Origin of the sequence: Neoroseomonas alkaliterrae (assembly GCF_014199195.1) — a bacterium.
Lineage (GTDB): Bacteria > Pseudomonadota > Alphaproteobacteria > Acetobacterales > Acetobacteraceae > Neoroseomonas > Neoroseomonas alkaliterrae.
On the sequence record NZ_JACIJE010000007.1, the window covers coordinates 87,340 to 112,892 of the forward strand.

24 protein-coding genes and 2 riboswitches are annotated in these 25,553 nt (G+C 72.8%); of the genes, 14 read left to right on the top strand and 10 right to left on the bottom strand.

Translation table 11 applies throughout. The annotated features are described in order from the left end of the window. The first annotated feature begins 81 nt into the window (after positions 1 to 81). The 5 genes from FHS88_RS13110 to FHS88_RS13130 all read left to right on the top strand — a co-directional run bounded on the left by FHS88_RS13110 (position 82) and on the right by FHS88_RS13130 (position 4,468). Complete coding sequence (locus FHS88_RS13110; RefSeq protein WP_184485368.1) at positions 82 to 801, top strand: GNAT family N-acetyltransferase; 720 nt, start codon at positions 82 to 84, stop codon at positions 799 to 801. Between the two features lie 227 nt (positions 802 to 1,028). Beyond that, complete coding sequence (locus FHS88_RS13115) at positions 1,029 to 1,184, top strand: hypothetical protein (protein WP_184485370.1); 156 nt, start codon at positions 1,029 to 1,031, stop codon at positions 1,182 to 1,184. Positions 1,185 to 1,279: 95 nt separating this feature from the next. Next, a complete protein-coding gene (locus FHS88_RS13120; RefSeq protein ID WP_184485372.1) occupies positions 1,280 to 2,659 on the top strand; it encodes an esterase-like activity of phytase family protein in 1,380 nt (459 codons plus the stop codon). Positions 2,660 to 2,738: 79 nt separating this feature from the next. Continuing rightward, the gene (locus FHS88_RS13125; protein ID WP_211842640.1) at positions 2,739 to 3,944 is read left to right on the top strand and encodes an amidase; all 1,206 of its coding nucleotides are present in this window, start codon (positions 2,739 to 2,741) and stop codon (positions 3,942 to 3,944) included. Then, the gene (locus FHS88_RS13130; protein ID WP_184485374.1) at positions 3,941 to 4,468 is read left to right on the top strand and encodes a GNAT family N-acetyltransferase; all 528 of its coding nucleotides are present in this window, start codon (positions 3,941 to 3,943) and stop codon (positions 4,466 to 4,468) included. The genes FHS88_RS13125 and FHS88_RS13130 overlap by 4 nt, the downstream gene beginning before the upstream one ends. Positions 4,469 to 4,535: 67 nt before the next feature. Here the strand turns inward: FHS88_RS13130 and FHS88_RS13135 are convergent, their stop codons facing one another. Beyond that, complete coding sequence (locus FHS88_RS13135) at positions 4,536 to 4,892, bottom strand: hypothetical protein (protein WP_184485376.1); 357 nt, start codon at positions 4,890 to 4,892, stop codon at positions 4,536 to 4,538. 43 nt (positions 4,893 to 4,935) lie between these two features. Here FHS88_RS13135 and FHS88_RS13140 point away from each other — a divergent pair, with 43 nt between their 5' ends. The 5 genes from FHS88_RS13140 (at position 4,936) to FHS88_RS13160 (ending at position 11,890) form a co-directional block, all read left to right on the top strand. Next, positions 4,936 to 5,874, top strand: a complete 939-nt coding sequence (locus FHS88_RS13140; protein WP_184485378.1) for an ArsR/SmtB family transcription factor — start codon at positions 4,936 to 4,938, stop codon at positions 5,872 to 5,874. 10 nt (positions 5,875 to 5,884) lie between these two features. After that, positions 5,885 to 9,385: a methionine synthase gene (gene metH / locus FHS88_RS13145; RefSeq protein WP_184485380.1), complete on the top strand. Its 3,501-nt coding sequence runs from the start codon at positions 5,885 to 5,887 to the stop codon at positions 9,383 to 9,385. A gap of 23 nt (positions 9,386 to 9,408) precedes the next feature. Beyond that, a complete protein-coding gene (locus FHS88_RS13150) occupies positions 9,409 to 10,311 on the top strand; it encodes a cation diffusion facilitator family transporter (RefSeq protein ID WP_184485382.1) in 903 nt (300 codons plus the stop codon). Then, entirely contained in the window at positions 10,308 to 11,273 is a 966-nt protein-coding gene (locus tag FHS88_RS21225; protein ID WP_184485384.1) for a TonB family protein, read from the top strand. The genes FHS88_RS13150 and FHS88_RS21225 overlap by 4 nt, the downstream gene beginning before the upstream one ends. A 62-nt stretch (positions 11,274 to 11,335) precedes the next feature. Further along, positions 11,336 to 11,890: a cob(I)yrinic acid a,c-diamide adenosyltransferase gene (locus FHS88_RS13160; protein ID WP_184485386.1), complete on the top strand. Its 555-nt coding sequence runs from the start codon at positions 11,336 to 11,338 to the stop codon at positions 11,888 to 11,890. 51 nt (positions 11,891 to 11,941) lie between these two features. Here the strand turns inward: FHS88_RS13160 and FHS88_RS13165 are convergent, their stop codons facing one another. From FHS88_RS13165 to FHS88_RS13200, 8 genes are all read right to left on the bottom strand, one after another. Continuing rightward, positions 11,942 to 13,921, bottom strand: coding sequence for a TonB-dependent receptor domain-containing protein (locus FHS88_RS13165; RefSeq protein ID WP_184485388.1), 1,980 nt, complete (start codon positions 13,919 to 13,921; stop codon positions 11,942 to 11,944). 149 nt (positions 13,922 to 14,070) lie between these two features. After that, positions 14,071 to 14,287, bottom strand: a riboswitch (cobalamin riboswitch). A gap of 48 nt (positions 14,288 to 14,335) precedes the next feature. Further along, entirely contained in the window at positions 14,336 to 14,968 is a 633-nt protein-coding gene (locus tag FHS88_RS13170; RefSeq protein WP_184485390.1) for an exopolysaccharide biosynthesis protein, read from the bottom strand. Further along, positions 14,968 to 15,621, bottom strand: coding sequence for an exopolysaccharide biosynthesis protein (locus FHS88_RS13175; RefSeq protein WP_184485392.1), 654 nt, complete (start codon positions 15,619 to 15,621; stop codon positions 14,968 to 14,970). Before FHS88_RS13175 ends, FHS88_RS13170 begins: the two co-directional genes overlap by 1 nt. Positions 15,622 to 15,765: 144 nt before the next feature. Next, positions 15,766 to 16,560: an enoyl-CoA hydratase gene (locus FHS88_RS13180; RefSeq protein WP_184485394.1), complete on the bottom strand. Its 795-nt coding sequence runs from the start codon at positions 16,558 to 16,560 to the stop codon at positions 15,766 to 15,768. Between the two features lie 6 nt (positions 16,561 to 16,566). Beyond that, complete coding sequence (locus FHS88_RS13185) at positions 16,567 to 17,784, bottom strand: CaiB/BaiF CoA transferase family protein (protein ID WP_184485396.1); 1,218 nt, start codon at positions 17,782 to 17,784, stop codon at positions 16,567 to 16,569. Between the two features lie 203 nt (positions 17,785 to 17,987). Next, entirely contained in the window at positions 17,988 to 18,410 is a 423-nt protein-coding gene (locus tag FHS88_RS13190; protein WP_184485398.1) for a CBS domain-containing protein, read from the bottom strand. A 71-nt stretch (positions 18,411 to 18,481) separates the two neighbouring features. Further along, entirely contained in the window at positions 18,482 to 19,342 is an 861-nt protein-coding gene (locus FHS88_RS13195; protein ID WP_184485400.1) for a sulfurtransferase, read from the bottom strand. Next, entirely contained in the window at positions 19,339 to 20,304 is a 966-nt protein-coding gene (locus FHS88_RS13200; RefSeq protein WP_184485402.1) for a Bug family tripartite tricarboxylate transporter substrate binding protein, read from the bottom strand. The genes FHS88_RS13195 and FHS88_RS13200 overlap by 4 nt, the downstream gene beginning before the upstream one ends. A gap of 79 nt (positions 20,305 to 20,383) precedes the next feature. Between FHS88_RS13200 and FHS88_RS13205 the strand changes: the two genes are divergently transcribed. The 3 genes from FHS88_RS13205 to FHS88_RS13215 all read left to right on the top strand — a co-directional run bounded on the left by FHS88_RS13205 (position 20,384) and on the right by FHS88_RS13215 (position 22,878). After that, the gene (locus FHS88_RS13205; RefSeq protein ID WP_184485404.1) at positions 20,384 to 21,007 is read left to right on the top strand and encodes a DUF1194 domain-containing protein; all 624 of its coding nucleotides are present in this window, start codon (positions 20,384 to 20,386) and stop codon (positions 21,005 to 21,007) included. Between the two features lie 160 nt (positions 21,008 to 21,167). After that, positions 21,168 to 21,276, top strand: a riboswitch (SAM-I-IV-variant riboswitch). 40 nt (positions 21,277 to 21,316) lie between these two features. After that, positions 21,317 to 21,607, top strand: a complete 291-nt coding sequence (locus tag FHS88_RS13210) for a hypothetical protein (protein WP_184485406.1) — start codon at positions 21,317 to 21,319, stop codon at positions 21,605 to 21,607. A 164-nt stretch (positions 21,608 to 21,771) separates the two neighbouring features. Continuing rightward, on the top strand, positions 21,772 to 22,878 hold the full coding sequence (locus FHS88_RS13215; protein ID WP_184485408.1) for a 2-aminoethylphosphonate--pyruvate transaminase: 1,107 nt from the start codon (positions 21,772 to 21,774) through the stop codon (positions 22,876 to 22,878). Positions 22,879 to 23,007: 129 nt separating this feature from the next. Here the strand turns inward: FHS88_RS13215 and FHS88_RS13220 are convergent, their stop codons facing one another. Further along, the gene (locus tag FHS88_RS13220; RefSeq protein ID WP_184485410.1) at positions 23,008 to 23,667 is read right to left on the bottom strand and encodes an OmpW/AlkL family protein; all 660 of its coding nucleotides are present in this window, start codon (positions 23,665 to 23,667) and stop codon (positions 23,008 to 23,010) included. 202 nt (positions 23,668 to 23,869) lie between these two features. On the opposite strand from FHS88_RS13220, the gene FHS88_RS13225 reads away from it, so the two are divergent. Beyond that, positions 23,870 to 25,540, top strand: a complete 1,671-nt coding sequence (locus FHS88_RS13225) for a formate--tetrahydrofolate ligase (protein ID WP_184485412.1) — start codon at positions 23,870 to 23,872, stop codon at positions 25,538 to 25,540. The last annotated feature ends 13 nt before the right edge of the window (positions 25,541 to 25,553 follow it).

A 25,553-nucleotide genomic window follows, 5' to 3' on the forward strand; every position in this document is an offset into this window, starting at 1 on the left:
GTGCTGCGGCGCGGCAGCGGGTGCAACGGGAAAGACGGGGGCGGGCTTGCGCGCTCTCCGCCCCCGGTCTCTGTTGCGCGCATGAGCGACCTGCCCGAAGGCGTCCCCTGGGACCCCGCCACCGACCCGCCCCTCGGCCCCCTGGTGGACCCGACGCCGCGCCCGCTGCCTGCGCGCGTGGCCCATCGCGGTCGGTCGGTGGATCTCGAGCCGCTGCACCTGCGCCATGCGCCCGAACTCTGGCGCGCGGCGCAGAGCGACCCGACCGGGGCCTCCTGGGCCTATCTCGGCTACGGGCCCTTCGCCGACGAGGCGGCGCTGGCGCGATTCCTCGGCGGCTTCGCCACCACCCACGACCCGATGGCCTGGGCGGTGCGGCCGCATGTGACGGGCACGGCGGATGGCTGGCTGACGCTGATGGAGATCCAGCCCGCTCATGCGCATATCGAGATCGGGAACATCTGGTTCTCGCCCCGGATGCAGCGCAGCCGCGCCGCGACCGAGGCGATGTTCCTGCTGATGCGCCACGCCATGGACGACCTCGGCTACCGGCGCCTGACCTGGAAGTGCAACGCGCTGAACATGCCCTCCCGCCGGGCGGCGGCGCGGCTCGGCTTCACCTACGAGGGCACGCTGCGCAACGTGCTGGTGGTCAAGGGGCGGCGGCGCGACACGGCGTGGTTCTCGATCCTCGGCGATGAATGGCCGGCGCGGCGGGATGCGATCGCCCGCTGGCTGGACGATTCGAACTGGGCCCCCGACGGGGCGCCGCGGCAGGGGCTCGCCGCCTTCCGGGGCTGAGAGACGGCTTGATGATGCGCCGACCGGCGCATCCCGCAGTCCGGCACCGGCCCGCTCCCTAGCCCGGCTTGGCCACCCATCAAGCCTTGGGCAGGCGGGCGAGGAAGCGGGCCGGTGCCGGCATTCCGAAACAGCCCCCGAGCGGGCGGGGCTTGCGGCGCGCGGGGCGGGATTCCCATGTCCCCCATCGCCGCCCCTCGGGCGGCCAAGACGCCGGGAGATGCCCCATGCTTGAGCCCTCCGTCACCGGGATCCTGGGCTGGGCCCTGATCCTCGCCGCCATCGCCTATGGCGCCATCCATCGCCGCGGGGAGGGACCGGCGATCGCCGCCGCCGTGCTCGTCGGCGCGGCGACGAAGGTGGCGCTGATCCACGCGACCTGAGCGCGCGGCGATTTCGCAGAGGTGAAACGCCGCCGTCACCCCCGGGCAACGGGCCGGGTCTAAAGGCGCGCCCCGTCCTCGAACGGGGGAGACCCATGCGCCGACTTCTTCTCGCCACCTGCGTCCTTCTCGCCGGGCCCGCGCTCGCCGACCAGCGCTTCGAGGCGCGGCTCGCGGGCCACGCCATCCTGCCCGCGGCGACCTTCATCGCCCCGCCGGCCGATGCGCCGCCGGGCTTCGCGATCTCGGGCCGATTCACGGGCGGGCCGGTGCAGCGCAACGAGCAGCCGGAAAGCCGGCCCGGCAGCACCGGCCCCGCCTACGGCAACCGCGCGACCGGCCTCAGCCTGCCCTTCCGCGGCCAGCCGCTGCAGGGCTTCTCCGGCATCGCGCCGGTGCGCGGGCAGCCCGGCTCCTGGTGGGTGCTGACCGACAACGGCTTCGGCAACCGCGCGAACAGCCCCGACGCGCTACTGATGTTCCACCGCATCCGCCCCGACTTCCGCACCGGGCAGGTCGAGGTGCAGCAGACCATCTTCCTCTCCGATCCCGACCGCGTGGTGCCATTCCGCATCGCCACCGAGGGCACGGAGCGGCGCTACCTCACGGGGGCGGATTTCGACCTCGAGAGCATCCAGCCCATGCCCGACGGGACCTTCTGGATCGGCGAGGAGTTCGGTCCCTACCTGATCCATGTGGATGCCGCGGGCCGGGTGCTGCGGGTGGTCGAGACGATGCTCGACGGCCAGCCGCTGCGCTCGCCCGACCATCCGGCCCTCCTCGTCCCGGCCAATCCGACCCAGCCCGTGGCCTTCCGCGTCCCGCGCTCGGGCGGCTACGAGGGCATGGCGGCCTCGCCCGACGGCAGCCGCCTCTATGCCATGCTGGAGAAGCCGCTGTTCCGCGAGGGCTCGGCCGAGGCCGAGGGGCGGTTCCTGCGAATCCTCGAGTTCGATGCCCAGCGCGCGGCCTGGACGGGGCGCGTGCTGCGCTACCGCCTCGAGCCCGGCGCGACGGCGATCGGCGACTTCAACATGATCGACGACCGCCGCGCCCTGGTCATCGAGCGCGACGACGGGGCGGGCGATCCGGGCCTGGCCTGCGCGCAGGGCCAGCAGAGCACCGCCGAGCGGCCCTGCTTCCCCAACCCCGCGCGCTTCAAGCGCGTCTATCTGATCGACCTCGGCGCCGTGGATGCCGAGGGCTTCGTGCGCAAGATCGGCCATATCGACCTGATGGCGATCCGCGACCCCGAAGGCGTGGCGCGCCAGCGCGGCGACGTGCCGGCCGACGCCCCGCGCGAGCGCTTCACCTTCCCCTTCTTCACCATCGAGAACGTGGCGATGGTGGACGAGAACCACATCATCGTCGGCAACGACAACAACCTGCCCTTCTCGGCCGACCGCCGGCTGACGCGCGCCGACGACAACGAGCTGATCCTGCTGCACGTGCCGGAGTTCCTGCGCGCGCGCTGATCGCCAAGCCCTGCCGGGCCGGCGCGGACACGCCGGCCCGGTTGCCACCCGCACGGGCCTGTTCCACGCTGCCCACCTCATGACGGAGCAGGCAGGGATGCAGCAGGACAGCGTCGGCGCCTTCGTGCCGGGGCCGAGGACCGAGCGCGCGGGCGCGAGCGAGGGGCCGCTCGCCGGCCTCACCTTCGCGGTGAAGGATCTCTACGACACCGCCGGCGACGTGACGGGCTACGGCAACCCGGACTGGGCGCGCACTCATCCGCCGGCGACCGCCGATGCGGCGGCGGTGACGGCGCTGCTCGAGGCCGGGGCGCGGCTGGTCGGCAAGACGAAGACGGTCGAACTGGCCTATGGCCTGACCGGGGAGAATGTCTGGCACGGCACGCCGCTCAACCCGGCCGCGCCGGACCGCTTCCCGGGCGGCTCCTCCTGCGGCTCGGCGGCGGCGGTGGCGGCGGGGCTCGCCGACATCGCCATGGGTTCGGACACCGGCGGCTCGGTGCGGATCCCGGCCTCCTATTGCGGCATCTACGGCATCCGCCCGTCCTGGGGCGCGGTGAGCCTGGTCGGCGCGATGCCGCTCGGCCCCTCCTACGACACCGCGGGCTGGTTTGCCGCCCGCGCGGCGGTGCTGCGCCGCGCCGGGGAGGTGCTGCTGCCGCCGGGTGGGGAGGGGCCGCTCGGCCCGCTGCTCAAGGTGCAGGAGGCCTGGGTGAATGCCGAGCCGGCGACGGCGGCGGCGCTGGCCGGCGGGCTCGAGGCGGCGGAGGCGGTGCTCGGCCCCGTGCTCTGCGTGCATGTCGCGCCCGAGGGGCTCGAGACCTTCTACGAACGTTTCCGCTGCGCCCAGGCGGCGGAGGCCTGGGCGAGCCTCGGCCCCTGGATCGAGGCGACGAACCCGGCCTTCGGCCCCGGCGTGAAGGAACGCTTCGCCGCGGCCAAGGCGATGGATCCCGCCAAGGCGGCGGCGGGCCGGGCCTTCCGCCGCGTGGTGCAGGCGCGGCTGCACCGGCTGCTGGGCGGCGGGGCGGTGCTGGTCTATCCCACCTCGCCCTTGCCGGCGCCGCTGCTGGGCGCGACCCAGGCCGAGCAGAACGCGGTGCGCGAGCGGACCATGGGCGTCACCGCGATCGCCGGCCTCGCCGGCCTGCCGGAGGTGACCATCCCGGCCGGGAAGGTGGAGGGCGCGCCGGTCGGGCTCTCGCTGGTGGCGGCGCCGGGGCGGGACCGCGCGCTGCTCGCGCTGGCCGAGAAGGTGGCCGCCGCGGCGGGGCTGCCGGCATGAGCGTGACGGTGCGCGACGCGACGGCGGCCGACCTGCCGGCCATCGCCGCGATCTACGGCCACCACGTCCTGCACGGCGCCGGGACCTTCGAGGAGGTGCCGCCGAGCGAGGCCGAGATGGCCGGGCGCATGGCCGCGGTGCAGCAGGCGGGCTTCGCCTGGCTGGTGGCCACCGACGAGGCGGGCGCGGTGCTCGGCTACGGCTACTACGCGCCGTTCCGGCCACGCTCGGCCTATCGCTACACGGCCGAGAACTCGGTCTATGTGCGCGACGACATCCGCGGCCAGGGCGTGGGCAAGGCGCTGGTCGCGGAACTGCTCGCGCGGGCGGAGGCGAAGGGCATCCGCCAGATGGTCGCGGTGATCGGCGATTCCGAGAATGCCGGCTCGATCGGCCTGCATGCCTCGCTCGGCTTCCGGCAGGTGGGGGTGCTGAAGGCGGTGGGGCTGAAATTCGGCCGCTGGGTGGACGTGGTGCAGATGCAGAAGGCGCTGGGGGAGGGGGAGCGGACCCTGCCGGGCTGAGGCGCCGAGGCGCCGGTCCGCGCCTGCCTGCCCCCGGTGCGCGCGCATGCGCGGCAGCCCGCGTGGCTCAGCCGGCCCGGAAGCGCGCGCGCGTGACGGCATCCGCCTCGAGCGCCGCCGCGACCTCCTGACGCGCGGCGGGGGAGGCCGCGAGCACCGCGACGCGCGTGAACCACAGCCCCGGGTCGCGCGCCCGGGCCTGGAACAGCCGCCCGAGGGCAAGCGCCGCGGCGGGGCGGCCGGAACAGCAGGCGCATCCGAAGCGATGGAGCGGGCGCGGGGCGAAGCGCTCGGCCGCGGCGAAGCCCGTGCCCGGGTGCGCCCCATCGGTCAGCAGCGCCGCAGGCCCGCCGGTGCCGAGCCAGCCCGCCAGGGCCTCCGGGCCGGGCAGGATCGAGACGGGGATGCGCGGGTCGCCTTCCATCGGATGCTGGACATAATGATATCTTTATGTGATGGAAAGACCCATGGATCACCTCCTGGCCCAGCTCCGCGCCGCCGCCGAGCCCACCCGGCTGCGCCTGCTCGCGCTCTGCGCGCGCGGGGCATGGTGCGTGAGCGACCTCGTGGCCATCCTCGGCCAGTCGCAGCCGCGCCTGTCGCGCCACCTCAGGCTGCTGGTCGAGGCCGGGCTTCTCGTCCGCACGCCCGAGGGCGCCAATGCCTGGTTCCAGGTGCCGGGCGATGCCGACCTCGCGCGGCAGATCCTCGCCCGCCTGCCCGAGGACGACCCTCTGCTCGCCGCCGACCGTCGCGCCGCCGCGCGGCTCGCCGCCGAGCGCGCGCGGGCGGCCTCCGAATCCTTCCGCCGTCACGGCGCCGACTGGGACGAGATGCGCGCCCTCGGCCTCGACGGGGCGGGGATCGAGGCGGCGCTGCTCGCCGCCCTGCCCCAGCGCATCGGCCGGCTGCTGGATATCGGCTGCGGCACGGGCGGGCTGCTCGAGCGCCTCGCGCCCCGGCTCGAGGAGGGGCTCGGCGTGGATGCCTCGCGCGAGATGCTGGCGCTGGCGCGCACGCGCCTGGCCGAGCGCGGCCTGTCGCATGTCTCGGTGCGGCAGGCGGACATGTATCGCCTCGCCCTGCCCGATGCCGCCTTCGATGCGGTCACGCTGCAGATGGTGCTGCACTACGCCGAGGATCCGGCCGCCGCGCTGGCCGAGGCGTGCCGCGTGCTCAGGCCCGGCGGCGTGCTGGCGATCGTGGATCTCGCGCCGCACCAGCGCGCCGAGCTGCTCGGCGCGCATGCCCATCGCTGGCCGGGCTTCGACGATGCCGCGATCGCCGGCTGGCTCGGTGCTGCGGGCTGCGTGCCGTCGCGCTCGGCCACCGTGCCGGGGGCGCTCGATGTCCGCCTGTGGGTCGCGGAGCGCAAGCCCCGGCCCGTTTCCGTCCTGACCTTCTGAGGTTCCGATCATGTCCCGCCCGCATCTGCTCGACGCCCTGCGTGACCGCGTGCTGCTGTGCGACGGCGGCATGGGCAGCCGCGTGCAGGTGATGGACCTCGACGTCGAGCGCGACTTCTGGGGCAAGGAGAACTGCACCGACGTGCTCGTGCTCTCCCGCCCCGACGTGGTGCGCGAGATCCATCGCGGCTACTACGAGGCCGGCGCCGACATGGTGCTGACCAACACCTTCGGCGGCTCGCCCGTCACGCTTGGCGAGTTCGAGCTCGAGGACCGTGCCTTCGAGCTGAACAGGCGGGCGGTCGAGTTGGCGCGCGAGGCGGCGGAAGGCTTCGCCGACGGGCGCCACCGCTGGGTGGTGGGCGACATCGGGCCGGGGACGAAGCTGCCCTCGCTCGGCACCATCGCCTATGACGAGCTGGAGGCCGCGCTCACCGTGCAGTGCCGCGGCCTGATCGCGGGCGGCGCGGATGCGCTGCTGACCGAGACGAACCAGGACACGCTCTTCATCAAGGCCGCCGTCAACGCGGCGAAGATCGCGCGCGCCGAGGCGAAGTCCGACATCCCGATCTTCGTGCAGGTGACGGTGGAGACGACGGGCACGCTGCTGGTCGGCCCCGATATCGGCGCGGCTGCGGCGGTGGTGCACGCGCTCGACGTGCCGCTGATGGGGCTGAACTGCGCGACGGGGCCGCAGGAGATGGCCGAGCATGTGCGCTGGCTGTCGCAGAACTGGCCGGGGCTGCTCTCCTGCCAGCCCAATGCCGGGCTGCCGGAACTGGTGGACGGCCGCACGCATTATCCGCTGGGCGCGGAGGAACTCGCCACCTGGATGGAGCGCTTCGTCACCGAGGACGGGCTGAACCTGATCGGCGGCTGCTGTGGCACCTCGACGCCGCATATCCGGGCGCTGGATGCGATGCTGCGCCGCCTCGGCGGCGCGGTGGCGCGGCCCGTGCCGGTGGCGCGCAAGGCGGTGTGGGTGCCCTCCGTCGCCTCGCTCTATTCCGCCGTGCCGCTGCGCCAGGAGAACGCCTATTTCTCCATCGGCGAGCGCTGCAACGCCAACGGATCGAAGGCCTGGCGCGAACGCCAGGCGGCCGGGGACTGGGACGGCTGCGTGGCGATGGGCCGCGAGCAGGTGGCCGAGGGCTCGAACAGCCTCGACATCTGCACCGCCTTCGTCGGCCGCGACGAGATGGCCGAGATGAACGAGGTGATCAGGCGCTTCACCTCCTCGGTGAACGCGCCGCTGGTCATCGATTCCACCGAGACCCCGGTGATCGAGGCGGCGCTGAAGCTGCATGGCGGCAAGCCGATCATCAACTCGATCAACTTCGAGGACGGGGAGAAGCACGCGCATGACCGCATGCTCCTCGCGAAGAAGTTCGGCGCCGCGGTCATCGCGCTGACCATCGACGAGCAGGGCATGGCCAAGACGGCCGAGGACAAGCTGCGCATCGCCCGCCGCCTCGTGGATTTCGCCTGCAACCGGCACGGCCTGCCGCAATCCGACCTGATGATCGACCCGCTGACCTTCACCATCGCCACCGGCAACGAGGACGACCGCAAGCTCGGCCTGTGGACGCTGGAGGGCATCCGCATGATCCGGGAGGAATTCCCGGACATCCAGATCATCCTCGGCCTGTCGAACATCTCCTTCGGCCTCAATCCGGCCGCGCGGCACGTGCTGAACAGCGTCTTCCTCGACCATGCGGTGAAGGCGGGCATGACCGGCGCGATCGTGCATGTGTCCAAGATCAAGCCGCTGCACCAGATCCCGCCCGAGGAGGTGAAGGTCGCCGAGGACCTGATCTTCGACCGCCGCTCCGAGGGCTACGACCCGCTGCAGAAGATGCTGGAGATCTTCGCCGGCCGGAAGGCGGCGGATGCGGGGGCGAGGAAGCGGGCCGAGACGGTGGAAGGCCGGCTCAAGGACCGCATCGTGGACGGCGACCGCAAGGGCCTCGACGAGGATCTGGCCGAGGCGCTGGCCAAGGGCATCGCGCCGCTCTCCATCATCAACGACATCCTGCTCGACGGGATGAAGGTGGTGGGCGAGCTGTTCGGCGCGGGCAAGATGCAGCTTCCCTTCGTGCTGCAGTCGGCCGAGACGATGAAGGCGGCCGTCGCCTATCTCGAACCCCACATGGAGCGCGTGGAGGGGCAGGAGAAGGGCACCATCGTGCTCGCCACCGTGAAGGGGGACGTGCACGACATCGGCAAGAACCTCGTGGACATCATCCTCACCAACAACGGCTACAAGGTGGTCAATCTCGGCATCAAGGTGCCGCTCGCGGACATGGTGGCCGCCGCCAAGGAGCACCGCGCGCATGCCATCGGCATGTCCGGGCTGCTGGTGAAGTCCACCGTCGTGATGCGCGAGAATCTCGAGGAGATGTCGCGCATCGGCCTCGACGTGCCGGTACTGCTCGGCGGCGCGGCGCTGACGCGCAACTATGTCGAGGAGGATTGCGTGAAGGCCTATGCCTGCGGGCGCGTCGCCTATGCGCGCGACGCCTTCGACGGGCTGCACCTGATGGACAAGGTGGTCGGCAACGGCTTCGACGACTACCTCGCGGCGCTGCAGGCCAAGCGCGCGGGCAAGGCCCGCAACGAGAAGCGCGTGCTGGGCCAGGCGGACCCGCGCGGCTTCGCGCCGGTGGACGTGAACTATGCGCAGGCGCGCCGCCGCCGCCTCACGGCCGGGCAGGCCGTGCCGGTCCCGCCCTTCTGGGGCGCGCGGGTGATGGAGGCGGCGCCCAAGGCCATCGTGCCCTTCATCAACGAGCGCAGCCTCTACCAGTTCCAGTGGGGTTTCCGGAAGCAGGGCCGCAGCCTCGAGGACTTCCTCGGCTGGGCGAAGCAGGAGCTGCGCCCGGTTCTCAAGCGCATGCTGGCGCTGACCGAGGAGCAGGACATCCTCAAGCCGCAGGCGATCTACGGCTACTGGAAATGCGCGGGCCAGGGCAACGACCTGATCCTCTTCGAGCAGGACGGCATCACCGAGGCCTGCCGCTTCACCCTGCCGCGCCAGCCCAAGGAGGACGGCGAATGCATCGCCGATTTCGTGCGCGACGTGGAGGATGGGCCGGAACGGCGCGACGTGATCGGGCTGCAGGTGGTCACGGTGGGGCAGAAGGCCTCCGACGTGGCGCGGGAATGGTTCGAGGACAACCGCTACCAGGACTACCTCTACCTGCACGGCCTGTCGGTCGAGATGGCCGAGGCCATGGCGGAATACGTCCACAAGCGCATCCGGGCCGAATGGGGCTTCGCGGCCGAGGACGACCGCGACATCGACCGGATGCTCCAGCAGGGCTATCGCGGCGGGCGCTATTCCTTCGGCTATCCCGCCTGCCCGCGGCTCGAGGACCAGGAGCCGCTGCTGCGCCTGCTGGGGGCGGAGCGGATCGGGGTTTCGATCAGCGACGAGTGGCAGTTGCACCCCGAGCAATCCACCAGCGCGATCGTGCTGCACCACCCGAAGGCGAAGTACTTCTCCGTCTAGCCGCGCGAGGCTAAACCCCGGCCATGACGGAAGGTAGGCCCGGCCCTGCCACGCGGCTCGCCATGGCCAGCGTGGCGGTGGCCATCGCGGTGCTCGGGATGAAGGCGGTCGCCTGGTGGTTGACCGGCAGCGTGGCGCTGTTCGCCGATGCGCTCGAGAGCGTGGTGAACGTCGCCGCGGCGCTCGCCGCGCTCGCGGCCGTGCGCTACTCCGCCCTGCCGGCCGACGCGAACCATCCCTATGGCCACGCCAAGGCGGAGTATTTCTCCGCCGTGCTGGAAGGCGTGCTCATCGTCGTCGCGGCGCTGCTCATCCTGCGCGAGGCGTGGGGCGCGCTGCTCGCGCCGCGGATGCCGGAACAGCCGGGGCTCGGCCTTGCCGTCTCGGCCATCGCCTCGGCGGTGAACGCGGCCTGGGCGATGCTGCTGATGCGGCGCGGGCGGGCCCTGCGCTCGCCGGCGCTGCTCGCCGATGCGCGCCACCTGTGGTCGGATGTGGTCACCTCGGTGGGCGTTATCGCGGGCGTGGGGCTGGTGGTCGCGACCGGCATCCTGTGGTTCGACCCGCTGCTCGCGGCGCTGACGGCGGCGAACATCCTGTGGTCCGGCTTCCGCCTGCTGCGCGAGAGCGTGGGCGGGCTGATGGACGAGGCGGTGCCGCCCGCGACCATGGAGCGCATCCGCCGCATCGTCGCGGCCGAGGCGACGGGCGCGATCGAGGCGCACGACCTGCGCTCGCGCCATGCCGGGCGTTTCACCTTCCTCGAATTCCACCTCGTCGTGCCGGGTGCGATGACGGTGCGCGAGAGCCACGACATCTGCGACCGCATCGAGGCGGCGCTGAAGGCCGAACTGAGCGGCGCGGTCATCACCATCCATGTCGAGCCCGAGGGCAAGGCGAAGCAGACCGGGGTGCCGGTCCTGTGACGCCGCCGCCGCGCGCGCCGCACCGCGCCGGCACGCGCCCCGCCTCCGGCTTCGCGGCCTTCCTCGCGGGCTCGGCGGTGCTGCACGCGGCGGCGGTCGCGGCCGTGCTCTACTGGCCGGAGGGGCGGCGGCTGGAGGAGCCCCAGGCTGGGGACGGGCTCGCGCTGGTCTTCGCGGATGTGGCGGGCATGGCCCCCTCCGCGCCGGCCGGGGGCGGGCCGGGCGCGGATGTGCCGGCGCCGCCCGTGCCGCCGCCGGTCGCCATGCCTGAGGCGACGCCGCAGCCCCCGCCGCCGCCTGAGGTCGCGGCGCCCGCCCCGCCCCTTCCCCCGCCGCCACCCGAACCGCCCAACCGTCCGGCACAAGCGTCTCCGCCCCCCACGCCCGCGGCCGCGCTGCCGGCGCCGCCCGAGGCCCCGGCGCAGGCGCTGCCTGCCGTGCCGGAGCCCGAACCGCCTGCCGAAGCCGCGCCGGAGCGCGAAGCGGCCGAGCCGCCGCCGCCCCCGGTACCCGAAGCCCCGCCACCTGCCGAGCCACCGGCCCGGCGCCTCGCCGCGCAGCCCGTCCCGCCGCGGCCGCCGCCGGCGCCGCGCGGCGGTGGCGTCAATCTCGGCGCGGGCATCGGCGCCATGGCGGATGCACGGATCGGCGCGGAGGCGATCGGCGCCGTCGTGCCGCCCGGCGCGGATGCCGGGCACCGCAACGAGCCGCCGGACTACCCGCCCGAGAGCCGCCGGCGCGGGGAGGAGGGCAGCGTGCGCGTCTCCCTGCGCGTCGGGCCGGATGGCCGCGTGCAGGCGGTGGAGGTGCTGGAATCCTCCGGCCATCCCGCGCTCGACCGCGCAGCGGTCGAGGCGGTGCGGCGCTGGCGCTTCCGCCCCGCCACCCAGGCGGGCCTGCCGGTCGCGGCCACGATGCAGACGGCGGTGCATTTCCGCCTCACCGAGGAACGGCGGCGCTGATGCGCGGCTTGCGGCCGCGCCGCGGCGCCCCATAACGCCGCCATGCAAGGGGGTTGAGGACGATGGTGAAGCTCGACGTCATCACGACGCGCGGCGGCGACGGCGGCGAGACGTCGCTCGGCGACGGTCGGCGCGTGCGCAAGGATGCGCTGCGCGTCGAGGCCTATGGCACGGTGGACGAGGCCAATGCGGCGATCGGCCTGGTGCGCCTGCATGCCGACCCGCAGGCCGATGCGATGCTCGCGCGCATCCAGAACGAGTTGTTCGATGTGGGTGCGGATCTCTGCGTGCCGGGGGAGGCGGGGGCGCGGCTGCGCGTGGCCGACACGCAGTCGGCGCGGCTCGAGGCGGAGATCGCGGAGATGAACGCCGCGCTCGCGCCGCTGCGCTCCTTCGTGCTGCCGGCGGGCTGCGCCGCGGCGGCGCATGCGCATCTCGCGCGCACGGTGGTCCGGCGCGCGGAGCGCCTGGTGGTGGCGCTGGCGGCGGAGGAGGAGGTGAACCCGGCGGTGGTGCGCTACCTCAACCGGCTGTCGGACCACCTCTTCGTGCTGTCGCGGCGCTTCAACGCGGCCGCCGGCGGCGACGTGCTGTGGCAGCCGGGGGCGACGCGGTAGCCGCCGCGCCGCATCGGGACGGGGCGGCGCGCGGCCGCCCCGCCTTGCGCATCAGAAGACGCCGCGCAGCCCCAGGATGGCGCTGCGCCCGGGCACGACGAAGGCATTCGCCGGCTCGTAGCGCGTGTTGCCGATGTTCCGCACCTCGATGAAGGAGGTGAGGTTCGCGGTGACCGGCAGCGAGGCCGTCAGGTGGAACAGCCAGCCATCGGGGTTCTTGCCCGCGACCGGGATGGACTGGCCGTTGTCCCGGTAGCGCGCAAAGGCGCCTTCGGGGGAGGCGCCGACATAGACGAGCTCCGGCGCGATGACGAGGCGCGAGCGCGGCAGGCCGAACCAGCCGACCTCGGGCGCGAGGCGGGCATTGAGGCTCGCGACGTTGCGCGGACGGCGCGGCAGCGGCGTGTCCGTGGTGCTGTCGCGCGCCTCGGTCACCGTCCAGGCGCCGGTGACGGAGAGCCAGTCGGCCGGGCGGATCGTCAGTTCGAACTCGCCGCCGCGGATGCGCGCGCGGTCCACATTGACCAGGGTGGAGAAGGTCGGATCGAAGTTGATCAGGTCGCGGATGCGGCTGTCGAAGTAGAGGGCGGAGACGGTGGCATAGCGCCCGAGATCCGTCTCGAAGCCCACCTCCCAGGATTCCGAACGCTCCGGCTCGAGGTCGGGATTGCCGCGGAAGAAGGTGCCGATGCGGCCGAAGCGCTGGTAGAGCGAGGGCGCCTTGAAGGCCGTGCCGCCGGCGGCGCGGATGCGCGAGGAGATCTCCGGCAGCGCCAGCACCGCGCCGAGCCGCCAGGTGGGCTCGGTGCCGTACTCCCCGGCATTGTCGAAGCGGAAGGCGGCGGTGATGTCGAGCCGCTCGGCGAAGCGCGCCTGCACGCCGAGATAGCCGTAGCCGCTGGTCTGGCGCGCATCGGTGGTGGTGCGAAAGAAGGGCGAGCCCGCGGCACTCTCGGCCCGCTCGCGCTCCCAGCCGCCGCCGAAGGTGATGGAGGCATCGGTCAGGATGCCGCCGCCCGGCACGCGCAGGATGTTGTCCCAGGCGATGGCGCGGCGTTCGCCGACATAGAGGTCGTCGGCGGTGGCGAGGCTGTCGCGGTCGGGCAGGTTGACGTAGCGGCGCCGGTCGTTGGCGGCCGAGAGCGTGAGGCCGGTGGTCCAGGCGCCGCCGGCGAGTTCGCTGCGCGTGCGCAGATAGCCGAACCAGTTGCGGTCCTGGCCGGTGTAGTTCGGATCGTCGCGCGGGATGTTGTCGAGCCCGAAGGTGTTCTCGCGCCAGCGCAGCAGGCCCTCGATGCGGGTCGCGCCGAGCACCGCATCGGGCGTCGTCTCGCCGAGCGTGAGGCCGATGCGCGCGGTGATGGCGGCGGCGCGCAGCCCGTCGCGCTCGCCGCGGTTGGACCAGATGCGCGGGGCGGTGGCGTTGAAGCCCTCGGTCGAGAGCGACTGGCCGGTGATGCCGTAGTCGAAGGCGCCGATCGTGCCGGCGGCTCCCGCATAGCCGCGCAGCGTGCGCTGCGTGCCGCCGGCGATCTCGCCATAGGGCGCGAAGGCGCGGTCGCGCGGCGCGCGGCGGGTGATGAGGTTGACCACGCCGCCGATCGCCGCCGTGCCGTAGATGGCCGAGACGGGGCCGCGCACCACCTCGATGCGCTCGACATCGCCGAGCAGCTCGTTGCCGAAGTTGAAGGCGCCGTTGGGCTCGGCGGGGTCGTTCACCGGCACGCCGTCGCGCAGCACGAGCACGTGGCGCGAATTGGTCCCGCGCAGGAAGCCCGAGGCCTGCTGGCCCTGGCCGCCGAGCTGAACCATGCGGAAGCCGGGCACGGCGGCGAGCGCATCGGCAAGCGTGACGTAGCCGCGTTCCTCGATGTCGCGGCGGTCTATCACGGTGGTGGCGGCGGGGATGCGCTCGGCCGGGGTCGGCACGCGCGTCGCCGTCACGACGGTGTCGGGGATGGGCTGCACGCCCTGCGCGCCGGCGGGCGCAAGGGGGGCAAGAACGAGTAGTGCGAGGATCCGGTTTCGCATCCGGGATTCCCTCCGTGGCACGGTCCGCGTTTCGCCGCGCGGCACGGGGCCGCACGACGGGCTTGCGTCGTGCTCGCATACGGGGGATGCGCGCCCTTGGAGGGCACGCTCCTGGGTCCGTTGCGCCGGTACACCCCGCCCGGCACGCGCGAGACAACTCTGCGCCGGCCGGTCTCCTGGCTCGCGACGGGAAGGCGGGCCTGCCGCCTCCGCCGGTCCCGCCTTCTCGCGCCGAGGCGCAATGGCGATGGGGACCGGACTCGTCGCCTACAGTTGCGGGGGCAGCCGCGGATGGGCGGTGCGTGGCACCGCGTCGCGCGTTCCCGTTTCAGCCCTTTGCGGGCCACCGGCGCATGGGATGAACTCTAGGGCGCGAGGCCGCGCCGCGTCCATCCCCCGGCGCTGCTCCGGGCGTCAGAACAGGTAGCCGATGGCCTCGAGCCCGAACCACACCAGCGCGACCAGCACCACGGTCGCGAAGAGGTTGCCGAGGATGGTCAGCGCCATGCCGAGCCCGACCACCTTGCTGTCGTTCTCGACCACGCCGAGCGCCATGACGATGGTGCCGAAGGCGGGCGGACCGTTCGTGCCGGGCCCCGGCAGGATGAGCATCAGCGCCGAATAGGCGGTGAGCCAGCCGACCACCCGGTCCGCGAAGGCGCCGGTGAAGACGCCCGGACGCGGGCGCACCCAGCGCTCGATGCGCGCGATGGCGCGCGAGACCCGCGTGCTCGAGCCCGGCGTCAGGCGCAGCAGGTCGGTCCGCCTGATGGATTGCCGCGCGATGAAGGCGGGCAGTTTCGGCTGCCGGTAGCCAAGGCCCATCTGCACCCCGAGGATGAGCATCGGCAGCCCGAACACCGCCGACATGCCGGGCAGCAGGCCGGGCAGGCAGAGCAGCAGCGTCAGCAGCCCGAAGGCGCGGTCGCCGAAGGCTTCCGCCATCTCCCCGAGGGTGATGCGCTCGCCCGGGCATTGCGCCGCGACTTCGGCGACCAGCCGCGATATCGGCGCGCCGGCATGCGGGTCATTCGCGGAGGCCGCCATCAGGCGCCGATTCCGAACATCCACTGCAGCGCCTGGAGCAGCATCCACCACACCGCCCCGAAGATGGAGAGGCCGAGGATCGCCGCGCCGATGCCGACGATGATGCCCGCGATGATGGTCAGGCTGTCCTCCTCCATCATGCCGATCGCCATGATGGCGCAGGCCAGGGACGGCGGGCCATTGGTGAAGGGCAGCGGCACGATGACGATGAGCGAGAGCATCGCGCCATAGGCGCCGATGGCGCGCTCGGCCGCGCGCCCGGTGAGGAAGGAGGGGCGCGGCTTCACGTAGCGCTCGATCAGGCGGAGCCAGCGCTGCGCCTTCTCGGCGATCATCTCGAGGTCGCTGCGGCGCATGCTGCGCCGGGTCAGGAAGGCCGGCAGCCGCGGCGAGGGATAGCCGAGCGCGAGCTGGAGGCAGATGATGCCGAGAGGGATGCCGAAGATCGGGCTCAGGCCTGGGATGTAGATCGGCAGCAGGTTGGGCAGCGCGAAGAGCACGATCAGCAGGCCGTAGGAGCGCATGCCGAAGGCTTCGATCAGCTCCCCCATCGTGATGCGCTGTTCGGGCCAGGCCCGCGCGACGCTCAGGATGAGTTCCGAGGCCGGCGCGTGCGCGCGCGCCTCACCGACCGTCTCGATGGTTCCGTGCATCAACGCTCCCTTGAAGTCCCCGCCTCCGAGCACCCCCGTGCCGCGGGACCGTCTGCGGGCCCCTGCGGAGGGAGCGGCCATACCACGGCCCGGGGTGGGGGCGGGAGTCCCGCCTTGCCCGGATCGCGGGACGATCGGCGCGGGTCAGCGGCCCTGGAAAGCAGGCCGGCGCTTCTCCATGAAGGCGCGGCGCCCTTCCTGGTAGTCCTGGCTGTCGAAGCAGGCCGCCATGGCTGCATTCAACGCGGCGATGTCGCGTTCCGCGCGATCGGCCATCACCGCCTGGACCGTGCGCTTGTTCGCGTAGAGCGAGAGCGGCGCGTTGGCGGCGATGGTCCGGGTCAGCGCCGCGACCTCGGCGGCGAGCGCATCGGCCGGCACCACGCGGTTCACGAGGCCCATGCGTTCGGCCTCGGCGGCGGGGAAGCGCTCGCCGGTCATCAGGATCATGTGCGCATGGGCGGGGCCGACCAGGGCGACGAGGTTGCGCACCATGTCGAATCCGTAGGCGATGCCGAGCCGCGCGGCCGGGATGCCGAACTGGCTGCCCTCGGCGGCGAGGCGGATGTCGCACGACATCGCGATGCCCAAGCCCCCGCCCATGCAGAAGCCGCGGATCTCGGCGATCACGGGCTTGGGGAAGGCGGCGAGGCGCTGCCGCCCGCCCGCGGTCTGCTTGCTGTATTCGCGCTGCGCATCGGCATCCGAGCGCAGCCGGTCGAACTGGCTGATGTCCGCGCCGGAGACGAAGGCCTTGTCTCCCGCCCCGGTGAGGACGACGCAGCGCACGGCGGCATCCTTCTCGAAGGCGTCGAGCGCCTGTTCGAGGCCCGCCCACATCGCGACCGACATGGCGTTGCGCTTCTCGGGCTGGTTGAAGGTGATGCGGCCGACGCCGTCCTTCGCCTCGGCGAGGATCTTCCCTTCCGCGAATTCCATCGCCGCCTATTCCTCCACGATCACGCCGAGGCCCTTGAGGCGGGCGATGTCGTCCTCGCTGTAGCCGGCCTCGCGCAGCACCTCGGACGAATGCTCGCCGAGGCGCGGCGGGTTGCGCCAGACATGGCTCTCGTGCCCCTCGATGTTGATGGCGGAAGAGACGAGGTGGGTATCGCCGCGGATGGGGCAGCGCATCGGCATTGCCATGCGCAGGTGCTGCACCTGCGGGTCGGCGAAGACCTCGTCCACCTTGTTGATCGGCCCGCAGGGGATGCCGATCCGCTCCAGCAGCTCGATCCAGTATTCCGAGGGCTTCTGCTTCATCACCGCGGCGATGGCCGCGTTCACCGCCTTGCGGTTGTCGGAGCGCCCGCGCGCGGTCTTCCATTCCTCGACCTCGAGCCATTCGGGATGGCCCAGCGCCTCGGCGAACTGCGCCCACATCTTGGGGCTGCTGGCCGCGATGTTGACCGGCTTGTCGGCGGTCTCGAAGGCGCCCATCGGGATGTTCACGGGGTGGTCGTTGCCGGCCTGGCCGGGCACCTCGCCGTCCATCAGGTAGCGCGCGGCCTGCAGGTCGAGCATGAAGACCATGGATTCGAGCAGCGAGGTGTGCACCCAGCGCCCCTTGCCGGTGCGCTGGCGCTCCCACAGCGCCATCATCACCGCGAGCGCGAGCAGGTTGCCCGCGGTGAGGTCCACGAAGGGGATGCCGGCGCGCATCGGCCCGCGCCCCGGCTCGCCGGTGATGGTCATCATCCCGCCCATGCCCTGGGCGATCTGGTCCACGCCGGCGCGTTCGGAATAGGGGCCGGTCTGGCCGAAGCCGGAGATCGAGGCATAGACGAGGCGCGGGTTGACCGCGCGCACCTCCTCCGGCCCGATGCCGAGGCGGTGCTTGACCTTCACGCGCATGTTCTCGACCAGCACATCGGCCGTCTGCGCGAGGCGGAAGAAGGCCGCCTTGCCCTCCTCGGTCTTGAGGTCGAGGGCGAGGCTGCGCTTGTTGCGGTGAAGGTTCTGGTAGTCGTAGCCCTCCCGCGCGCCGCCCAGCCCGTCGTTGAACCGCGGCGGCTCGATGCGGATGACCTCGGCACCCCAGTCGGCGAGGTGGCGCACGCAGGTCGGCCCGGCGCGCGCCAGCGTCAGGTCGAGCACGCGGATGCCGGCGAGCGGCAGCGCGGTTTCCTGGGCGAGCTTGGGGTCGAGGGGGCTTTCCGGCATCTGGTCCTCCGTCTTCCCGCGACACTAGGGCGGGCGGGCGGGGGTGCCTAGAGCAGCGCCGGATCGCGAAGAACGTCCGCGCGCTTCGGCCGGGCACGGGCAGGCGGTGCTCCGGCCGGACGGTTCCGGAGCATGTCCTTGCTGCCGGGGCGGATCCGCGCCTGGCGCTTAGCCGGGACTTCACCGCCGCCGGCCGCGTGGCCTCAGCGCAGGATCTCCATGAAGCCCGAGGCGTCGTCGAGGCGCCCGTATTCCCGCGCCCGGAAGTCGTAGCGCGAGACGATGCCCGCGATGCGCCCGCCGTCCACGATGGGCAGGTGACGGAAGCCGCAATCGTTGAGCAGCTGCAGCGCCTCCATCGCCGTCGCCTTCGGGCCGAGGGTGGTCGGCTTGCGCGTCATCACGGCATCAAGGCGCGTGGCCTTCGCATCGAGCCCCTCGGCGAGCAGCCGCACCGCGTCCCGCCCGGTGAAGATGCCGAGCAGCCTGCGCTCGGCATCGCCGACGAGCACCGCGCCGACGCGGCGCGCGTGCATCGCCGCGCAGGCCTCGGCCACCGTGGCCTCGGGGCCGAGCACGAGGGGGCGCTGGTCGCGGATGATCTCGCCCATGGTGCGCTGGGGCATGGCCGACGCTCCTCGCTGTCGCTGATCCGTCACATACCATCCGCGCGAGGGCGGGTCTTGACGCAGCGCAATCAGCCCGGGCCGGTCTCCATCGGGAGCGAGGGGTCGCGCCCCCATTCGTCGAGGCTGCCGTCATAGACGGCAAGGTCCGTCCAGCCCGCGCGCAGCAGGTTGAAGGCGAGGTTCGAGGCCGCGATGCCGCCGCCGCAATAGGCGATGACACGCTGGCCCGGCGCGATCCCGGCCTCGGCGGCGAGCGCGGCGATCGCGGCCGGGGCGAGCGTCGCGTCCTTGAGGCGGGCGGCGGGCAGGTTGGTGCTGCCCGCGATGCGGCCGGGGCGGTGGTAGCGCAGCCCGCCCGTGCCGGCATGCTGCTCGGCCGAGAGCGCATTGACGATGGCGATGCCGGGCGCGCCGATGGCCGCGCGCACCTCCGCCGCATCGGCGATGCTGCCGGGCCGGGGGCGCGGCCGGATGGGCCGCGCGGCGGGCGGAGGGGGCGGCGCCGGGCCGCTCTCCACCGGCAGGCCCGCCTCCCGCCAGGCGGCGAAGCCGCCTTCCAGCAGACGGGCGTCGTCGAAGCCGATCCAGCGCAGCGTCCAGAAGGTGCGCGCCGCCCAGTTGCCGCCGACGCGGTCGTAGATCACCACGCGGCTGCCTTCGCCGACGCCGTGCGCTGCGAAGGCCGCCGCCGTCGCCTCGGGCGGGGGCAGCGCGAAGCGGAAGGGCCGCGCGCGGTCCCACAGCCATTCCAGCGCATCGAGATGCACCGATCCGGGGATGCGGTGCTTCTCGAAGGAGGGCCGCGCGCTTTCCTGCAGCATCGTCGCGAGGTCGGGGGAGGGGCGCTGGAACACGCTGCCGTCCAGCACCACGAGCCCTGGCGCGCCGAGCTCGGCGGCCAGGGCGGCGGGCGTGACCGTCAGGCTCATTCGGGCTGGAAGTTGGCGATGCGGAGCAGCTCCGCGTTGCGCGCGACATCGGCGCGGATGAAGGCCTCGGCCTCGGCGACGCTCTCGGCCACCGGTTCGAAGCCGAGACCGGTCAGCCGCTCGACCACCGCCGGCTCGCGCATGCCCTCGGCCAGCGCCGCGTTGAAGCGGGCGACGATCTCGGCCGGCACGCCGCGCGGCGCCCAGACGCCATACCAGGAATAGAACTCGAAGCCCGGCAGCCCGGCTTCGGCCATGGTCGGCAGGTCCGGGGCGAGCGACGTGCGCGCGCGCGTGGCGATGCCGAGGCCGCGCAGCTGCCCGCCGCGGATCATGGGCAGCGTCGCGAGCACCGGGTCGAACATGAGCTGCGCATTGCCCGCCGCCACATCCGTCAGCGCGGGCGCGGTGCCGCGATAGGCGACGATCTCGATGTTCGCCCCCGTCACGCGGTTGAACTCGATGGTGCCGAGATGTCCCGCCGCGCCGAGCGAGGAGGTGGCGAAGGTCCAGCGCGCGGGCTCGCGCTTCGCCGCCTCGACGATCTCGGGGATGGTGCGCTGCGGGCGCTGCGGGCTCATGACCATCACCAGCGGGCCGCGCGCGGTGCGCGCGAGCGGCACGAAATCGGCCACCGGGTCGTAGGGCACGTTGCGCATGACGTGGCGCGCCATGACGTGGATCGAGGCGGAACCGAGGATGGTGTAGCCGTCCGCCGGCGCCTGCAGCACCGCCTGGGTGCCGACCTGGCCATTGGCGCCGGAGCGGTTCTCCACCACCACCGTCGCGCCGAGCCTCTCCTGGATCTTCTGCGCGGCGAGGCGGGACATGGCATCCGTCGCCCCGCCCGGCGGGTAGGGGACGATCATGCGGACCGGGCGATTGGGGAAGCCCGCCTGGCCGAGGGCGGGTGCCGCGAGCAGCGTGCCGGCCGCGCCGCCGAGGAGGTGTCTGCGAAGCATGGTCCGTCTCCGTTGCGAGGGCGGCCAGGATGCACGCCCGTGCCGGTGCCTCCAAGCATCCGCCATGCGAGAAGGGGGTATGGAGAAGGTTGATCTCGCCCTCTGCCTCGCGGTGGATGCGTCCTCCTCGGTGGACTTCGACGAGTTCGGTCTGATGCTCGGGGGCTATGCCGCGGCCTTCCGCGACGAATCGGTGATCGCGGCGCTGATGGCCGGCCCGCGCGGGGCGATCGCCGCGGCCATGCTGCTGTGGTCGGGGGCGGGCGCGCAGGCGGTGGCGGTGCCCTGGACGCGGCTCGAGGGCGAGGCCACCGCGCGGGCCTTCGCCGAGGCGCTGGACAACGCCCCCCGCCTGGTGCCGGCCGGCGCCACGGCGCTGGGGGAGGGGATGGCGGCGGGCCTTGCGCTGCTCGCGGCCTGCCCGGCCGAGGCCACGCGGCTCGTGATGGATGTCTCGGGCGACGGGCGGCACAACCAGGGCCGGCCGCCCGCGCCGGTGCGCGACATCGGCGTGGCCGCGGGCGTGACGATCAACGCGCTGGCGGTGCTGGACGAGGAGCCGGACCTGCTCGAGCACTACCGCGCCGAGGTGATCGGCGGCCCCGGCGCCTTCGCGATGGAGGCGCCCGACTATGCCGCCTTCGCCGTGGCGATCCGGGAGAAGCTGCTGCGCGAGATCGCGCGCGGCGCCGCCATCGCGTGAGACCCGGCGGACGAATCATCACACTCTGCCCGCCGGGTGTCACCAGCCGATCTCGCGCGCAGCCGGCCCACCAGCACCGCGCGCCATCCCAGCGGGCGAAAGATCGGGCCTCTCTCCCGCCGGCATGGCTTGACGGCGCGCGGGGCTTCTGGCCTTGGTGCGCGCGCATCAAGAGTCGGGCCGGCGCCCGGCGCCAACCTGCCTTCCCGGGCAAGGTGGCGGCCCCCGCGAGGGGGGATGCGGCCGCTCCGGCAACCAAACGGGATGCGCCGCCTCGCGCCGCTTCGGCTCCAGCGAACGGAGAACCCGATGCGTGACGTGGCGCCAGCCCCGGATCTCGCCCTGCTGCTCGGACCCGGCGACGAGGCCGAGTTCGTCGCCCTCGCCGACTGGCCGGCCCGCGCCGGGCGGACCGAGCGGTCCTGGCTCTATGTGGTGCTGCACCGCGGCCACGGGCTGTGGTCGCATGCGTATCGCGTGGTGCCTGATCGCCGGCCGGGGCACCTCGCGGTGTTCCTCGAACGCGCGGAGGAAGGCGACCGCCGGGCCGAACTCGCCGCCTGGCTGCGCGGTCGCGCGTCGGCCGGCGGGCGAGGCTGAGACCGGCGGACAAGAGATGGCCCTGTCCGCCCGGAGCCTGTCATCGGCTGCCTCGCGCCAGGCCGGCGGGCGACGGGCCGGGCTGTTGCCCTGCGGCCATGGGCGGCTTGCGCGGGCACCGGCGGGCGGGCAGAAGGCGGGCCTTGCAGCGTGAACGGCCCGCCATGCTTCTCCTCATTCCCGGCCCCGTGCAGACGCGCCCGGAGGTCAAGGCGGCAATGGCCCAGGACATCGCCCCCTGGGACCGCGACTTCCAGGCGGTCTATGCCCGCATCCGCGAGCGCATCCTCGCCGTGGCCGGCGGCATCCCCGGCGTGCATGCGACCCTGCCCATCCAGGGCGCGGGGCATTTCGTCACCGAGGCCGCGCTGCGCAGTTTCGTCGCCCCCGGCGCGAAGGTGCTGGTGCCGATGAACGGCGCCTATGCGAGCCGCATGGCGCGGCTGGCGCGCGAGGCCGGGCGCATCGTCGTCGAACTCCCCCTGCCCGACACGCGCGGCGCGGTGGCGGCGGACATCCTGCCCGCGCTCGATGCCGACCCCTCGATCGGCACCGTCGCGATGGTGTTCAACGAGACCGGCAGCGGCATCGTCAACGACGCGGCGGGAATCGGCGATGCGCTGCGCGGGCGGGGCGTGCGGCTGGTGCTGGACGCCGTCTCCGCCTTCGGCGTGCTGCCCTTCCCGCTGGCCGAGCACCCGGAATGCGATGTGCTGGTCTTCACCTCGGGCAAGTGCCTCGAAGGGATGCCGGGGATGGGCTTCGCGGTGGCGCGCATGGACCGGGCCGAGGCCTGCGCGGGCCAGGCCGGGTCGTGGTCGCTCGACCTCTCGGACGTGCTCGCCCATGCGCGGCGGTCGGGATGGGGCTCGATCCGCTTCACCCCGCCGGTGCAGGCGATCGCCGCCTTCGACGCGGCGCTCGACCTCTACGAGGCCGAAGGCGGGCAGCGGGCGCGGCTCGCGCGCTACGCCGCGAACCGGGACGTGCTCTATGACGGCATCCTGGCGCTGGGGCTGCGGCCCTATCTCGCGCGCGAGGAGCAGGGGCCGGTGATCGTCACGGTCCACCAGCCCGCCGATCCGCGCTTCGACCTCATGGCCTTCGTCGAGGCGCTGAAGCGCCGCGGCGTGCTGATCAGCAATTTCTACAACACCGCGGCGCCGACGATGCGCATCGGCACCATCGGCGCCATCACGCCCGACGACATGCGTCGCGCGGTCGGCGCGATCGGCGCGGCGCTTGACGAGGTGCTGCCGAGGGCCGCGTGAGCGCCCGCGCCATCCCCGGAAAAGAGTGAGGCCCGCCCCTGGGGAGGGCGGGCCTCGTCCGACGCGCGGGGAAGACGTCGTAGTGGCCGGCGGAAGGCGAGGGGGGGTTGGGCCCTCCGCCGCCGCGCGTCAGAACCGGTAGCGGACGCCGATGCCGAAGATCCAGGGATCGAGGTCGGCATTCGCGTTGATGCGGCCGAGCGCGGTGTCCACCCGGACATCGGGCCGCAGGAACAGCTTCTTCACGTCAAGGTTCACCACCCAGTTCGGCGCGACCTCGATGTCCAGGCCCGCATTCAGCGCGAAGCCGAAGGCGTTGCGGACATCCACATCCAGCACGCCCGGAGAGCGGCTGCCGCCCTCGCCGTAGAACATCGTCCAGTTCACCCCGACGCCGACATAGGGGCTGAAGCGTTCGGCCGGCAGCGGGTGGTATTGCAGGGTCAGCGTCGGCGGCAGCGCCCAGACGCGGCCGAGATCGACCGTGCCGAGCGCGCTGCCCGTCACCTCGACATCGTGGCGCGTGGTCGCGGCGATCAGGTTCAGCGAGAGGTTCGGGGTGAAGAAGTAGGTCAGGTCGAGCTGCGGTGCCGCCGCGAAGGAGGCCGACGGCGTGCCGCCGATCACGTCCACGCTGCCGCGCTCCATGGGCAGCACGCCGATCAGGCTGAGGCCGAGCACGACATCGCCGGCCTGCTTGCCGCGCACGGCGCCCGTGGACTGCGCGAGCGCGGGCCCGGCGGCGAGGCCGAGCACGGCGGCCCCTGCGAGGAGAGTCTTGCGGATCATCGAGGCGGATTTCCCCTGGTCCTTGCCAACGCGGCATCCCTAGCGCGTGGCGGGTGCGGTGTCCTTGACCTCGCGCAAGCCGTTCCTTGACGCCCGGCAACATCGCCCCGCATGCGGCCGGTCCGGACGGCCCGCTTTACGATTCGCGGCGGCCCCGATAAGCGCATCGGGCGCACGGGACCGAGAAGGGAGACGCCGCGCCATGCCGACCGACCTCGAGATCGCCCGCGCCGCGACGCTGAAGCCGATCCGCGACATCGCGGCGAAGGCCGGCATTCCGGAGGAGGCGCTGGAGCCCTACGGCAAGTACAAGGCGAAGGTCGGGCTCGACTTCATCGCCTCCCTCGAGGGCCGCCCCGATGGCGCGCTGGTGCTGGTGACCGGCATCAACCCGACCCCGGCCGGGGAGGGCAAGACGACCACCACCGTCGGCCTCGGCGACGCGCTGAACGCCATCGGCATGAAGGCGATGATCGCGCTGCGCGAGCCCTCCCTCGGGCCCTGCTTCGGGGTGAAGGGCGGCGCGACGGGCGGCGGCTATGCGCAGGTGCTGCCGATGGAGGACATCAACCTCCATTTCACCGGCGACTTCCACGCCATCACGTCTGCGAACAACCTGCTCGCGGCGATGCTGGACAACCACGTCTACTGGGGCAACGCGCTCGGCCTCGATGCGCGGCGCATCTCCTGGCGGCGCGCGCTCGACATGAACGACCGCGCGCTGCGGTCCGTCGTCTCCTCCCTCGGCGGGGTGGCGAACGGCTTCCCGCGCGAGGACGGCTTCGACATCACCGTGGCCTCGGAAGTCATGGCGGTGTTCTGCCTCGCGCGCGACCTCGCGGACCTGCAGGCGCGGCTCGGGCGCATGATCGTCGGGCAGACGCGGGAGGGGCGCAACGTCACCGCCGCCGACCTCAAGGCCGATGGCGCGATGGCGGTGCTGCTGCGCGACGCCTTCGCGCCCAACCTCGTGCAGACCATCGAGGGCTCGCCCGCGCTGGTCCATGGCGGGCCCTTCGCCAACATCGCCCATGGCTGCAACTCGGTGATGGCGACGCGGCTCGCGCTGAAGCTCTCCGACGTGGTGGTGACGGAAGCGGGCTTCGGCGCGGATCTCGGCGCGGAGAAGTTCCTCGACATCAAGTGCCGCCAGGCCGGGCTGAAGCCCGCCGCCTGCGTCGTGGTCGCCACCGTGCGCGCGCTCAAGATGAACGGCGGCGTCGCCAAGGCGGACCTCGCGCGCGAGGACGTGGCGGCGGTGAAGCGCGGCGTGGTCAACCTCGCCCGCCATGTCGAGAACATCGGCAAGTTCGGCATTCCCGTGGTGGTCGGGCTGAACCGCTTCACCACCGACACGCCGGCCGAGATCGAGGCGGTGCGGGCGGCGATGCGCGCGCTCGGGACGGAAGCCATCCTCTGCACCCATTGGGGCGACGGCGCGCGGGGCGCGGTGGACCTCGCCCATGCCGTCCGCGCGATGATCGAGGCGGGCAAGGCGGATTTCGCGCCGCTCTACACCGACCACGTCTCGCTCGCGGGCAAGATCGAGACCATCGCGCGCGAGATCTACCGCGCGGCCTCCGTCTCCATTCCCGCCTCCGTGGCGGCGCGGCTGAAGCGCTTCGAGGAGCAGGGCTTCCGCGACCTGCCGGTGTGCATCGCCAAGACGCAGTATTCCTTCAGCGCGGACCCGACGAAGCTCGGCGCGCCGGAAGGCCACGTGCTGCCGGTGCGCGAGGTGCGCCTCTCGGCCGGGGCGGGCTTCGTGGTGGCGGTCTGCGGGGACATCATGACCATGCCCGGCCTGCCGCGGGTGCCGGCGGCCGAAGGCATCCGCCTCGATGCCGGGGGGCGGATCGAGGGGCTGTTCTGATCCGCCCGCGCCC